Source organism: Enterobacter cloacae complex sp. IR5418 (genome assembly GCF_049238105.1).
Classification (GTDB): domain Bacteria; phylum Pseudomonadota; class Gammaproteobacteria; order Enterobacterales; family Enterobacteriaceae; genus Enterobacter; species Enterobacter hormaechei.
The window spans coordinates 19,574-32,446 of record NZ_JBMKHS010000035.1; the positions used below are offsets into that span (position 1 = coordinate 19,574).

The 12,873-nt window shown below is 53.1% G+C and carries 12 protein-coding genes and 1 other annotated feature; of the genes, 6 read left to right on the forward strand and 6 right to left on the reverse strand.

The features are described from left to right. Positions 1–3: 3 nt before the first annotated feature. Together dgcN and ACOTX7_RS20115 are read right to left on the reverse strand one after the other, a co-directional pair. Positions 4–1,224: a diguanylate cyclase DgcN gene (dgcN, locus tag ACOTX7_RS20110; RefSeq protein ID WP_221256355.1), complete on the reverse strand. Its 1,221-nt coding sequence runs from the start codon at positions 1,222–1,224 to the stop codon at positions 4–6. Then, a complete protein-coding gene (locus ACOTX7_RS20115) occupies positions 1,217–1,753 on the reverse strand; it encodes a YfiR family protein (RefSeq protein ID WP_205921607.1) in 537 nt (178 codons plus the stop codon). Before ACOTX7_RS20115 ends, dgcN begins: the two co-directional genes overlap by 8 nt. A 479-nt stretch (positions 1,754–2,232) precedes the next feature. Between ACOTX7_RS20115 and aroF the strand changes: the two genes are divergently transcribed. The 3 genes from aroF to ACOTX7_RS20130 all read left to right on the forward strand — a co-directional run bounded on the left by aroF (position 2,233) and on the right by ACOTX7_RS20130 (position 5,369). Further along, complete coding sequence (aroF, locus tag ACOTX7_RS20120; RefSeq protein WP_221256354.1) at positions 2,233–3,303, forward strand: 3-deoxy-7-phosphoheptulonate synthase; 1,071 nt, start codon at positions 2,233–2,235, stop codon at positions 3,301–3,303. A gap of 10 nt (positions 3,304–3,313) precedes the next feature. Continuing rightward, entirely contained in the window at positions 3,314–4,435 is a 1,122-nt protein-coding gene (tyrA, locus tag ACOTX7_RS20125; protein ID WP_006811631.1) for a bifunctional chorismate mutase/prephenate dehydrogenase, read from the forward strand. 61 nt (positions 4,436–4,496) lie between these two features. Continuing rightward, positions 4,497–5,369 carry an SMP-30/gluconolactonase/LRE family protein gene (locus tag ACOTX7_RS20130; protein WP_221256353.1) on the forward strand — a complete coding sequence of 291 codons (873 nt, stop codon included), beginning with the start codon at positions 4,497–4,499 and terminating at the stop codon, positions 5,367–5,369. On the opposite strand, the gene pheA is transcribed toward ACOTX7_RS20130, so the two are convergent. The 4 genes from pheA to bamD form a co-directional block, all read right to left on the reverse strand. Beyond that, positions 5,366–6,526 (reverse strand): bifunctional chorismate mutase/prephenate dehydratase, encoded by a 1,161-nt coding sequence (gene pheA, locus ACOTX7_RS20135; RefSeq protein ID WP_006811629.1) that lies wholly within the window; start codon positions 6,524–6,526, stop codon positions 5,366–5,368. The two genes, ACOTX7_RS20130 and pheA, sit on opposite strands and share 4 nt — an antisense overlap. A 30-nt stretch (positions 6,527–6,556) precedes the next feature. Beyond that, positions 6,557–6,682, reverse strand: a sequence feature (Phe leader region). Further along, on the reverse strand, positions 6,634–6,681 hold the full coding sequence (pheL, locus tag ACOTX7_RS20140; RefSeq protein ID WP_100229775.1) for a pheA operon leader peptide PheL: 48 nt from the start codon (positions 6,679–6,681) through the stop codon (positions 6,634–6,636). (Overlaps the previous feature by 48 nt.) 103 nt (positions 6,683–6,785) lie before the next feature. Continuing rightward, complete coding sequence (raiA, locus tag ACOTX7_RS20145) at positions 6,786–7,127, reverse strand: ribosome-associated translation inhibitor RaiA (RefSeq protein WP_006811628.1); 342 nt, start codon at positions 7,125–7,127, stop codon at positions 6,786–6,788. Between the two features lie 267 nt (positions 7,128–7,394). Further along, complete coding sequence (bamD, locus tag ACOTX7_RS20150) at positions 7,395–8,132, reverse strand: outer membrane protein assembly factor BamD (RefSeq protein ID WP_003863164.1); 738 nt, start codon at positions 8,130–8,132, stop codon at positions 7,395–7,397. Between the two features lie 131 nt (positions 8,133–8,263). Here bamD and rluD point away from each other — a divergent pair, with 131 nt between their 5' ends. The 3 genes from rluD to clpB all read left to right on the forward strand — a co-directional run bounded on the left by rluD (position 8,264) and on the right by clpB (position 12,675). Continuing rightward, a complete protein-coding gene (gene rluD / locus ACOTX7_RS20155) occupies positions 8,264–9,244 on the forward strand; it encodes a 23S rRNA pseudouridine(1911/1915/1917) synthase RluD (protein ID WP_006811627.1) in 981 nt (326 codons plus the stop codon). Further along, positions 9,241–9,972 carry a purine nucleoside phosphorylase YfiH gene (gene yfiH / locus ACOTX7_RS20160; RefSeq protein ID WP_221256352.1) on the forward strand — a complete coding sequence of 244 codons (732 nt, stop codon included), beginning with the start codon at positions 9,241–9,243 and terminating at the stop codon, positions 9,970–9,972. The genes rluD and yfiH overlap by 4 nt, the downstream gene beginning before the upstream one ends. Positions 9,973–10,101: 129 nt before the next feature. Beyond that, positions 10,102–12,675, forward strand: coding sequence for an ATP-dependent chaperone ClpB (gene clpB, locus ACOTX7_RS20165; RefSeq protein ID WP_221256351.1), 2,574 nt, complete (start codon positions 10,102–10,104; stop codon positions 12,673–12,675). The last annotated feature ends 198 nt before the right edge of the window (positions 12,676–12,873 follow it).

A 12,873-nucleotide genomic window follows, 5' to 3' on the forward strand; every position in this document is an offset into this window, starting at 1 on the left:
CTTTCAGGATATTGTTTTGGAACGCTGGTTCTTGACCAGATACATATTGCGATCGGCTTGCTCCAGTAAGGCCTCAACGGAGGCATTTTCCCACGCCAGAGCAAAGCCAATGCTGAGTGACATTGATGCTGTGTGCCCGTTATGCAGATCAAACGGACGGATAAATTGCTGCGACAGCGCAGCACAAATATATTCGACCTCATGCGCGGTGTGGACGCCGTACAGGATCATGGCAAATTCGTCGCCGCCAAGGCGGTAAGACTGATGACGTTTTTCGCCAAACTCGACCATCCTTTTGGCGGCTTCGATCAGTACGCAGTCACCCGCGGCATGACCCCAGGTGTCATTGATAAACTTGAAGTTGTCGCCATCAAGGAAGAGCAGGGCAGAATTGGTTTTTGCCGAAGCGTCATTCATTAATGCCGCAATGTTGTTGCGAAACGCGGCGCGGTTTGCCAGCCCCGTAAGCGGATCGTGCATGGCAGTACGCAACAGCTGAGCGTTTTTGGCCTGTAGCTTGAGCTGCCACTCCTCCATTTCATCCAGCAGGCTGTTGAAGTCTTCACCAAACTGGTGGAACTCTTCAATGCGGCCTTCCGTTACCCGGCGAGAGAAGTTGCGGTTGGTGCGAACGTCATGCACAACGTCGGTGATATTTTGCATTTCAGCCACCATGCCATGATGTAGCGAGCGGGTGATGGTCAATGCGACGGCAGAGGCAAAAAGAATGCAGCCGGTGAGGACCGCAAATGAGAGCCAGATAAAATGGCTAATTAAGCTGTCTCGTGCTGTCAGACGAATTTCGCCAATCACATTGCCGTTATGTATGATGGGCTGTGCGACAGGAAGAGGGAACAACCAACGGTTGACCAGCGCGCCCAGCGTGTCGGTATTATCCGCTGGGTTCCATGACCACCAGGCAAACCGTTTATGATGGGCGTTAAGCACTTCCGCCACGGCAAATTGCCCCTGCTTGCCGAGGGTTGCCAGCGTTTCATTTGCCGCCACGGCATCGTTGAACACCAGAGAGGCTTCAAGACTGTGGCTCATGGTGGCGCCGGTAAGTTCGAGGTTTTTTTGCGCGTATTGCTTTAATGTCACCACGGAAGCGAAACACAGCAGCAACCATATAAACGTCATTGTTATAATGACGCTTATCATGCTGATTCGCCGCAACGTTCTTTTAAACGTCGGACGCGGTGTTGGTGCGACTTCCTTATTCATGCTTCTTATTCCGTGCGAGCATTAATACATCCGGATTGACTCTTACGCCACTGCGCGCCAGCGCATCCAGATTGACGGAAAACCTGACCTGGTCGTGCTCTATTATCAGACAAAATGCGCTGCCAATAACGCATTCAGGATTTTGCTCTGACATTAATAGCAACGCCTGGCCCTGATATTGATTTATTATTTCCTGTTGTTTTGCCGGGGGCTCACTCCCGAAATAGAGGGCATCACACCGTGCTGAAAGTACTTCCCGATCGCTATGCACAATGACAGGACTATAGGGCAACGGGTTGTGTATATCTTCACTGCTGAGCGCCTGTCTGTAATGGGAAGAGGCATAAATACAGAGCTTAGGCTGGCCGGACAGTGCTGGCCATCGGGTGTAGCTCACAATACCAGAAACAATCGAACGTACCGATTTATCCGTTTCCGTGAACGAGCCTGCCGTGGCAGGGGTCACTAAAATGAACAGCATTAGCGCCAGGGGGAGTCGGAGCAAAGCGATCAAGATTGCATTTCCCATCAGAATCCGCCAAACCGCCCCGGAAATAGATGTCCTTAAGAATTGTCGGCAGAATACCATTGTTTATCAAAGCCGTCATTATGTCAGAAATATCCCTGTTTTGACTTAAGCTAAATCTTACAGCGATCGATATTCCCGAGAATTAAGCCTGGTTTGATTAAGCCAGCTGGAATTCATAATTTCATTCATTTTTTGTTGCCAGGAATCAGTGGTCACGCAAGTTTCTCTCCAATTCACCAGAGGGTTAATAAGCTAACGGCCAGCGCCTGGATAGTGTCCCTTGTGTGAGCGTAGACAGGCAGTAAATGCGTGCGTGTAATTTTATCTTTACGTTTTTAAGCGATGTTTTTGGTGTTTAAATGGCACTTGTAAAGTAATGTGTACGTATTTTGGATTGAAATCTTTACTTGTTGTGGTATCGTTGTGTCACCTCTTCGAGGAAAACCACTATCGCAAACGAGTTTTACAGGATCGCAATCATGCAAAAAGACGCGCTGAACAACGTACATATCACTGACGAACAGGTATTAATTACCCCGGATCAACTGAAGGCGGAATTCCCGCTGAGCGTCGCGCAGGAAGCTCAGATTGAGCACTCTCGCCAGACCATTTCTGACATTATCGCTGGCCGCGATCCGCGTCTGCTGGTGGTATGTGGTCCTTGCTCCATTCACGATCCTGAAACCGCCATTGAGTACGCTCGTCGATTTAAAGCATTAGCGGAGGAGGTCAGCGATAGCCTCTATCTGGTGATGCGCGTCTATTTTGAGAAGCCACGTACGACGGTTGGCTGGAAAGGGTTGATTAACGATCCGCACATGGATGGCTCGTTTGATGTGGAAGCTGGCTTGAAAATTGCGCGTCGCCTGCTGGTGGAACTGGTCAGCATGGGGCTGCCGCTGGCAACCGAAGCGCTGGATCCGAACAGCCCGCAATACCTCGGCGATCTGTTTAGCTGGTCTGCAATTGGTGCGCGTACCACCGAGTCACAAACCCACCGCGAGATGGCGTCTGGCCTGTCTATGCCGGTTGGTTTTAAAAACGGTACTGACGGCAGCCTTGCCACGGCAATTAACGCCATGCGCGCCGCCGCCATGCCCCATCGTTTTGTCGGAATCAACCAGGCGGGACAGGTATGTCTGCTGCAAACGCAGGGCAACCCGGACGGGCATGTGATCCTGCGCGGCGGTAAAGCGCCAAACTACAGCCCGGCGGATGTCGCGCAGTGTGAAAAAGAGATGGAACAGGCGGGACTGCGCCCGGCGCTGATGGTAGATTGCAGTCATGGTAATTCGAATAAAGATTACCGTCGCCAGCCTGCGGTTGCAGAATCTGTGATTGCCCAGATAAAAGATGGCAACCGTTCAATTATCGGCCTGATGATTGAAAGTAATATTCATGAAGGCAATCAGTCATCGGAACAACCGCATAGCGCGATGAAGCCCGGCGTCTCCGTCACGGATGCCTGCATCAGCTGGGAAACCACCGATGCGCTGCTGCGTGAGATCCACAAAGATTTGAACGGCCAGCTGGCGACGCGTCTGGCATAAGAGGGTAGTTATGGTTGCTGAATTGACCGCATTACGCGATCAAATTGATGAAGTGGATAAGGCGTTGCTGGATCTTCTGGCGCGCCGCATGGCTCTGGTTGCTGAGGTCGGCGAAGTTAAAAGCAAATACGGCCTGCCGATTTACGTTCCGGAGCGCGAGGCCTCTATGCTCGCCTCCCGTCGTAAAGAGGCGCAGGCCCTGGGCGTTTCACCTGATTTGATTGAGGACGTCCTGCGTCGCGTCATGCGCGAGTCCTATTCCAGCGAAAACGATAAGGGTTTCAAAACTCTCTGTCCGTCGCTGCGTCCGGTGGTCATCGTCGGTGGTGGCGGACAGATGGGGCGTTTGTTTGAGAAAATGCTGACGCTTTCTGGTTATCAGGTGCGCATTCTGGAGAAAGAGGACTGGTCGCACGCGCCGGAGCTGATGAAAGACGCCGGAATGGTTATCGTCAGTGTGCCGATCCATGTGACGGAGCAGATTATCGCTAAACTTCCTCCGCTGCCGGAAGATTGCATTCTGGTGGACCTGGCCTCCGTTAAAAATGGTCCGCTACAGGCAATGCTGGCGGCGCACACCGGCCCTGTGCTTGGGTTACACCCGATGTTTGGCCCGGACAGCGGCAGCCTGGCGAAGCAGGTAGTGGTTTACTGTGACGGACGGCAGCCGGAAGCCTACCAGTGGTTCCTGGAACAGATTCAGGTCTGGGGAGCGCGTTTACACCGCATCAGCGCGGTAGAGCATGACCAGAACATGGCGTTTATTCAGGCGCTGCGCCACTTTGCAACCTTTGCCTATGGGCTGCACCTGGCGGAGGAGAACGTTCAGCTTGAACAATTGCTGGCGCTTTCATCGCCAATCTATCGTCTGGAGCTGGCGATGGTCGGGCGACTGTTTGCCCAGGATCCACAGCTTTACGCCGACATCATCATGTCGTCTGAAAATAACCTGGCGCTGATCAAACGCTACTACCAGCGTTTTGGTGAAGCGATCACTTTGCTGGAACATGGCGATAAACAAGCCTTTATCGACAGTTTCCGTAAAGTCGAGCACTGGTTCGGTGATTACGCCACGCGGTTCCAGAGTGAAAGCCGCACGCTGTTACGCCAGGCAAATGACAGTCGCCAGTAATCTGATGATGTATATACTGAAAGCCAGCATTGCTGGCTTTTTTCATTTTTGGGGAACTGTCATGGCTGAACCGCAGCTGCTGTTGAACTATACCGGGCATCTGCCCGAATGCCCGACGTGGAGTGCAGACGAGAAGGCGCTCTACTGGGCGGATATCCTGGAAGGGGAGATCCATCGCTATCATTTGCCCACCGCGGAACACTCGGTGCTCTCGTTCCATGAAGAAGTCGGGTGTTTTGCCCTGCGTGAACGCGGCGGATTTATCGTCGCGATGCGAAACGCCATCTGGCTGACTGATAAACACGGCCTGCTCCAGCGTAAGGTTTGCGATAACCCGTCCAACCCGCAGCTTGCACGCTTTAACGATGGCGGTACTGATCATCAGGGGCGATTTTATGCAGGCACGTTCTGGGGGCCGGGAGATTATAACGGCGCCATGCTGATGCGTATCGACAACGATCTTACGCCGAAAGTGATCCAGTGCGATATTCACGGGCATAACGGTTTAGCCTTTAGTCCTGATAAACGGTGGATGTTTACTTCTGACACCCCAAACGGGGTGATCTACCGTACGCCGCTTGATGAGCAGGGGGAACCCGGTAAGCGCGAAGAGTTTCGCCGGTTTAGCGAGGGAGAAGGTATACCCGACGGAGCGGCAATGGATGAGGAAGGCTGCTACTGGAGCGCACTGTTTGACGGCTGGCGTATCGCACGGTTTTCACCGCAAGGCGAACAGCTGGAAGAGTATCGGCTGCCGGTACGCTGCCCGACAATGGTCTGCTTTGGCGGCGACGATATGAAAACGCTGTTCATTACCACCACGCGGGAAAATATGGAGACGGAGGAACTGGCGAAATACCCGCTTTCCGGTGCCATCTTCACCCTGCCTGTAAATGTGGCAGGGATGAAGAAAAGCCGCTTTATTGAACGTTAAACCGGGTCAACCGGAACCACGGTTTCGCTTGGATAGCAGCCCAGCACTTTCATCGAACGGGTGATCTCGCCCAGTTCGCGCAGGGCTTTCTGCATGGATGCAGACTCCAGGTTGGCCTGAACATCGAGATAGAACATCTCTTCCCATGGGTTACCATGAATTGGGCGGGATTCTAGCTTCGTCATGATCAGGTTGTGATTACGCAGCACCAGCAGCGCTTCAACCAGCGCACCCGCCTGCTGGCCAGTTGCCATCAGCAGGGTGGTTTTCGCCGGGACCTGGTCCGACACATTAATAGCCTTGCGGGCCAGAACCACGAAACGGGTGATATTTTGCGTCTGGTTGGCCAGGTTACGTTCCAGTACCTGTAAGCCATACAGTGCGCCACCCGCTTCGCTACCGAGTGCCGCGACGGCAGGAGAGTTTGCCTGTGCCACCTTTTCCATCGCCGCCGAGGTGCTTTCGGTGTACTCAATTTTCCAGTGCGGATAACGGTTCAGGAACTGGCTGCACTGCTGGAACGGCTGCGGGTGGCTGTACACCGTTTCGATCTGACTCAGATCGGTTGAGCCGGAGACCAGTACGCAGTGATCGATAGGGATCGTTAACTCGCCGACCAGCGACAGGCTGGTGTGCTGGAGCAGATCGTAAACATCGTTGATGGCGCCGGAACTGGTGTTCTCAATAGGCACCACGGCGTAATCGGCCTGGCCGGTTTCGACCTGGTTGAAAATATCTGCAAATTTTGCACAGCCGCTCTCAATAAACTCTTCGAAATGGCGGGCGGCGTACTGGCGAGCCGCCAGGTGAGAATAGGAGCCTTTCGGGCCGAGGAAAGCGATACGAGCAGAGTGCGGGTTGGTTTTGTTCAGATGCTGCTGGAGCAGGGCTTGTTGCGTCAGAACGGAATCTTCGATGATGAGCTGGAACAGGCGGGTGATGTAGTGAGCATCAAGATGATGCGCTTTGCCGAGCTGTATCAACCGTTCCAGTAAATCACGCTCGCGGTCGATATCACGAACCGGGCGATGGGAATCCAGCTTGGCTTTGCCCACTTCAATGGCGAGCGCGCGGCGTTCTGCCAGCAGGGCCAGTAACTTTTCGTCGAGCGCACTGATTTTTACGCGTAAATCCAGGAGCGGGTTTTCCGGTGTCATAGTGTTGTCTGTCTCATTTTATCGTTATCAATAAAAAAGGCCTCCCGGTGTGGGAGGCCTTGTTGTTCGTCTTCGCATTCTTTATCACACGACGAAACGCCTCCCGGTCAGGGGAAGGTAAAAAAGAATGCGAAGAAGAACGGCGTCTGTTTCATAAGGTCATCCTGAAATTGATAAGGTTAAAGTACCTGTACTGTTTTGATCCTGTCAATAAAAAACGCGCCCGGAGGCGCGTTGTCGGTACACTCAATGTAAAGGATTACTCTTCTTCAACTTCTTCCGCGAAGCTGGCGTCTTTCACCGAGGTGGTGGCGCGACGGGCTTCACCTTTGTGTTGCACTTTATTGAGCTGCCGTTCCAGCTTGTTGATCAAATCGTTAATTGCGGTGTACATATCCTCGTGTTTTGCGCTGGCGACCAGGTGGCCGTTTGGAGTATTGATAGTTGCATCAGCGACGAAACCCTGCGGCTCCTTGGACAGGATGATATGTGGATTAATCAAATGTGTTTGCCATTTATCCAGTTTGGCGAGACGGTCTGCGACGTGCTGGCGGATTGCCGGAGTAATTTCCATTTGTTTACTGGTAATGTTCATTGTCATAAATTTTACCTCTTGTCTTTCCGTCTTGGTGATTCCAGCATACCCGACCTAATGTCAAAATGTGTGATTTAGATCACGTTATTTTGTCGGTTTTTGTCAGGGAATCTTTTTTGTGAGGCGGGGCAGGAAGAGGTGAAATTTACCTTGTCGAAGCCAACAATTGCGGTCATAGTTGAATGGATGTGTTGAAGCTAAACCGCTTCAGCGTAAGTCTGAAAGAATAAAAAAACGGCAGCCTGCGGGCTGCCGTTATGCATTGTAGCGGTATCAGGTGTTGCTGCTGTTTGCGGCAATGATTTTCGCCACTTTGTCAGCCTGAGCCGTCATCTGCATCTGGCGATACGCATTCTCCATCAGCTTCAGGCCATCACGCGTGGCCTGCGTATCAGGATAATCACGCAGCATGCCTTCTACACGGTTAACCACGGCAACCCATGCGCCACGGCGGGTGTAATATTCCGCAACGGAGTACTCGTATTTCGCCAGACGATCTTTCAGGAACACCAGACGCTTAGTGGCATCGGTAATGTACTGGCTGTTCGGGTAGCTGCGTACCAGTTTGGAGAAGTCATTGAAAGCATCACGCGCATGTTGCGGGTCACGGTCGGAACGATCCACCCCGAAGAAGCCCTGCAATGCACTGTCATCCAGCGCCATGTTAGTCAGGCCGCGCATATACATCACGTAATCGATGTTAGGATGGGTAGGGTTCAGACGCATGAAACGATCGATCGTTGCCTGAGCCAGCGGCAGATCGGCATTTTTGTAGTAGGCGTAGATAAGATCTAACTGTACCTGCTGCGAATACGGACCAAATGGATAGCGATTATCCAACGCTTCCAGTTGCGTTATCGCCTGTTTCCAGTTACCGTCCTGCAACTTTTGTTGTGCAGTCGCATAGATTTCATTCGGCGGATTGTCAGGGACCTGTTCATTCGAACCGGAGCAGCCCACCAAAGCCAGGCTCAACGTGGCCGCTGCCACCAGATATTTCATGCGCGTCATGACGTTTTGACTTTCCTCAAATGTTTGTCCGGGAGAAACTCAGTTCCTGCTCCCGATTAAGACCAGCTACAATAGCACACTATATTAAACGGCAAAGCCGTAAAACCCAACGTTAAACGAAGAAGCAGTTTATGGCACAACGAGTAGAACTCACCGCAACAGTCTCCGAAAATCAGCTCGGTCAACGCTTAGATCAGGCTTTGGCCGAATTGTTCCCTGATTATTCGCGTTCACGCATAAAAGAATGGATCCTTGACCAGCGCGTGCTGGTAAACGGCAAGATCTGGGACAAACCAAAAGAGAAAGTGTTTGGTGGGGAAGCTGTCGCCATCAATGCTGAAATCGAAGAGGAAATCCGCTTCGAGCCGCAGGATATCCCGCTGGATATCGTCTACGAAGATGACGATATTCTGGTCATCAACAAGCCGCGCGATTTTGTTGTTCACCCGGGCGCGGGCAATCCTGACGGTACGGTACTGAACGCACTCCTTCATTATTATCCGCCGATTGCCGACGTACCGCGTGCCGGTATCGTTCACCGTCTGGATAAAGACACCACGGGGCTGATGGTGGTGGCGAAGACGATTCCCGCCCAGACTCGCCTGGTGGAATCTTTGCAACTGCGTGAAATCACCCGTGAGTATGAAGCGGTGGCGATTGGTCATATGACTTCTGGCGGCACGGTGGAAGAGCCTATCAGTCGTCACCCAACCAAGCGTACGCATATGTCCGTACACCCGATGGGTAAACCGGCGGTGACCCACTACCGCATCATGGAGCATTTCCGTATTCATACGCGCCTGCGTCTGCGTCTGGAAACCGGGCGTACTCACCAGATCCGCGTGCACATGGCGCATATTACCCATCCGCTGGTGGGTGACCCGGTTTACGGTGGTCGTCCGCGTCCACCAAAGGGCGCGTCGGATGAATTCATCTCCGTGCTGCGTAAATTCGATCGCCAGGCGCTGCATGCGACGATGCTGCGTCTTTACCACCCAATCACCGGAATTCAGATGGAATGGCATGCGCCGATCCCACAGGATATGGTGGAACTTATCGACGCGATGCGCGCAGATTTCGAAGACCATAAGGATCACGTGGACTGGTTATGACCAAACTGATTGTCCCGGAGTGGCCACTGCCTGAAGGCGTGGCCGCCTGTAGTTCTACCCGTATCGGTGGCGTGAGCCAGGGCGCTTGGGAGTCTCTGAACCTCGGTGCGCACTGTGGCGATAACCTGGAAGACGTTGAAGAGAACCGTAAACGCCTCTTTGCGGCGGGAAATCTTCCTTCAAAACCGGTCTGGCTTGAGCAGGTGCACTGTAAAGCGGTGTTGAAGCTGACGGGTGAACCCTATGCGTCTAAACGCGCCGATGCTTCGTACAGCAATACGCCGGGAACGGTTTGCGCGGTGATGACCGCTGATTGCCTGCCAGTGTTGTTCTGCAATCAGGCAGGTACTGAAGTGGCTGCTGCCCATGCCGGTTGGCGAGGTTTGTGCGAAGGCGTACTGGAAGAGACCGTCGCCTGCTTCCAGGACGATTCGGCAAATCTCATCGCCTGGCTTGGCCCGGCGATTGGCCCGCAGGCATTTGAGGTCGGACCGGAAGTGCGCGATGCCTTTATAGAAAAAGATCCGCAAGCGGTCGAAGCGTTTGTGGCTTGTGGCGATAAATATCTGGCCGATATTTACCAGCTTGCCCGCCAGCGCCTGAATAACGTCGGCGTAACCCAGATCTTCGGCGGAGATCGCTGTACCTTCACCGAAAAGGGTGATTTTTTCTCCTATCGTCGCGACAAGACGACAGGCCGTATGGCAAGTTTCATTTGGCTGATATAACCTAAAGAATCAAGACGATCCGGTACGCGCCGTTTTCTTTTCACATAATTCAGGTTATTAACCTTGAATAATTGAGGGATGACCTCATTTAATCTCCAGTAGCAAATTTGACCTGTTATGGGAGGAGTTATGCGTCTGGATCGTCTTACTAATAAATTCCAGCTTGCTCTCGCCGATGCCCAGTCCCTCGCACTGGGGCACGACAACCAATTTATCGAACCTCTTCATTTAATGAGCGCCTTGCTGAATCAGGTAGGGGGATCGGTACGTCCTTTATTAACGTCCGCTGGCATTAATGCTGGCCAGTTACGCACCGCCATCGATCAGGCGCTGAGCCGTTTACCGCAGGTGGAAGGTACCGGCGGCGACGTGCAGCCGTCTCAGGATCTGGTGCGCGTGCTGAACCTTTGCGACAAGCTGGCGCAAAAACGTGGGGACAATTTTATTTCGTCAGAGCTGTTTGTTCTGGCGGCGCTTGAATCACGCGGTACCTTGACCGATCTGCTGAAATCCGCCGGTGCAACCACCGCTAATGTGACCCAGGCGATTGAGAAAATGCGCGGAGGTGAAAGCGTGAACGACCAGGGAGCCGAAGACCAACGTCAGGCTTTGAAGAAATTTACGGTCGACCTGACCGAACGTGCCGAGCAGGGCAAACTTGACCCGGTAATTGGCCGTGACGAAGAAATTCGCCGGACTATCCAGGTACTGCAACGTCGTACTAAAAACAACCCGGTGCTGATTGGTGAACCCGGTGTCGGTAAAACCGCCATCGTTGAAGGTCTGGCGCAGCGTATTGTCAACGGCGAAGTGCCGGAAGGGCTGAAAGGCCGTCGCGTACTGGCGCTGGATATGGGCGCGCTGGTGGCCGGGGCGAAATATCGCGGTGAGTTTGAAGAGCGTCTGAAAGGCGTGCTGAACGATCTGGCGAAACAGGAAGGTAACGTCATCCTGTTTATCGACGAACTGCACACCATGGTAGGGGCGGGTAAAGCAGACGGCGCAATGGATGCCGGGAACATGCTGAAACCTGCGCTGGCTCGCGGTGAGCTTCACTGCGTTGGTGCCACTACGCTGGACGAGTATCGTCAGTACATCGAAAAAGATGCTGCGCTGGAGCGCCGTTTCCAGAAGGTGTTCGTCGCTGAGCCAAGTGTTGAAGATACCATCGCCATTTTGCGTGGTCTGAAAGAGCGATATGAGCTGCACCATCATGTGCAGATCACTGACCCGGCCATCGTTGCGGCGGCGACGCTTTCGCATCGTTACATTGCTGACCGTCAGTTGCCGGATAAAGCCATCGACCTTATTGATGAAGCCGCGTCCAGCATCCGTATGCAGATTGACTCGAAACCGGAAGAGCTGGACCGACTCGATCGCCGCATTATCCAGCTCAAGCTGGAACAGCAGGCGCTGAACAAAGAGTCTGATGAAGCGAGTAAGAAACGCCTCGATATGCTCAACGAAGAACTGGATGAGAAAGAGCGCCAGTATTCTGAGCTGGAAGAAGAGTGGAAAGCTGAGAAAGCATCCCTTTCTGGCACCCAGACAATCAAGGCGGAGCTGGAGCAGGCGAAAATTGCCATTGAGCAGGCGCGTCGCGTTGGCGATCTGGCGCGGATGTCTGAGTTACAGTACGGCAAGATCCCTGAGCTGGAAAAACAGCTTGAGATCGCCACGCAGTCGGAAGGCAAAACTATGCGTCTGTTGCGTAATAAAGTGACGGATGCCGAGATTGCCGAAGTGCTGGCGCGCTGGACGGGGATTCCTGTGGCACGCATGATGGAAAGCGAACGCGAGAAACTGCTGCGTATGGAGCAGGATCTGCATCAGCGCGTCATTGGTCAGAACGAAGCGGTCGAAGCGGTATCTAACGCCATTCGTCGTAGCCGCGCGGGGTTGTCCGATCCTAATCGTCCAATCGGTTCGTTCCTGTTCCTGGGGCCAACCGGTGTCGGTAAAACCGAGCTGTGTAAAGCGCTGGCTAACTTTATGTTCGACAGCGATGACGCGATGGTGCGTATTGATATGTCCGAGTTTATGGAGAAACACTCCGTCTCGCGTCTGGTCGGTGCGCCTCCTGGATATGTCGGTTATGAAGAGGGCGGTTACCTGACGGAAGCGGTTCGTCGTCGTCCATATTCCGTCATCCTGCTGGATGAAGTGGAAAAGGCACACCCTGACGTGTTTAACATCCTGTTGCAGGTGCTGGATGACGGGCGTCTGACAGACGGGCAGGGGAGAACGGTCGATTTCCGTAACACGGTGGTGATCATGACCTCGAACCTGGGTTCCGATTTGATTCAGGAACGCTTCGGTGAGCTGGATTACAGCCATATGAAAGATCTGGTGCTGGGTGTGGTCAGCCAAAACTTCCGTCCGGAGTTCATCAACCGTATCGATGAAGTGGTTGTGTTCCATCCGCTGGGTGAGAAACATATCGCGTCGATTGCGCAGATCCAGTTGCAGCGTCTGTACAAACGTCTGGAAGAACGTGGTTACGAAATCCACATTTCCGACGATGCGCTGAAACTGCTGAGCGCGAATGGTTACGATCCTGTTTATGGGGCGCGTCCGTTAAAACGTGCTATCCAGCAGCAAATCGAAAACCCGCTGGCGCAGCAAATCCTCTCCGGGGAGCTGGTTCCGGGCAAAGTTATCCGGCTGGAAGCCAACGACGATCGCATTGTGGCAGTGCAGTAAGTCACAAAATGCAAAAACGGGCCGCTTGCGGCTCGTTTTTGTTTAAAAACCAGGCGAAAATTGAGGTCTGGAGCGTGATTTGCCTGGAAAGTGAGCAGTCAGTAAATAATTTTCACTTTAGCCTTGCAGGTTCGGAATTACTCCCTATAATGCGCCTCCACTGACACGGAACAACGGCACGCAAGCCGCCGGGTCAGC

Coding starts and splice junctions, on each gene's coding strand:
- dgcN (WP_221256355.1), bottom strand. CDS start 1,224: ATGAATAAGGAAGTCGCACCAACACCGCGTCCGACGTTTAAAAGAACG.
- tyrA (WP_006811631.1), top strand. CDS start 3,314: ATGGTTGCTGAATTGACCGCATTACGCGATCAAATTGATGAAGTGGAT.
- raiA (WP_006811628.1), bottom strand. CDS start 7,127: ATGACAATGAACATTACCAGTAAACAAATGGAAATTACTCCGGCAATC.
- aroF (WP_221256354.1), top strand. CDS start 2,233: ATGCAAAAAGACGCGCTGAACAACGTACATATCACTGACGAACAGGTA.
- rluD (WP_006811627.1), top strand. CDS start 8,264: ATGGCACAACGAGTAGAACTCACCGCAACAGTCTCCGAAAATCAGCTC.
- pheA (WP_006811629.1), bottom strand. CDS start 6,526: ATGACACCGGAAAACCCGCTCCTGGATTTACGCGTAAAAATCAGTGCG.
- clpB (WP_221256351.1), top strand. CDS start 10,102: ATGCGTCTGGATCGTCTTACTAATAAATTCCAGCTTGCTCTCGCCGAT.
- ACOTX7_RS20130 (WP_221256353.1), top strand. CDS start 4,497: ATGGCTGAACCGCAGCTGCTGTTGAACTATACCGGGCATCTGCCCGAA.
- yfiH (WP_221256352.1), top strand. CDS start 9,241: ATGACCAAACTGATTGTCCCGGAGTGGCCACTGCCTGAAGGCGTGGCC.
- bamD (WP_003863164.1), bottom strand. CDS start 8,132: ATGACGCGCATGAAATATCTGGTGGCAGCGGCCACGTTGAGCCTGGCT.
- ACOTX7_RS20115 (WP_205921607.1), bottom strand. CDS start 1,753: ATGGGAAATGCAATCTTGATCGCTTTGCTCCGACTCCCCCTGGCGCTA.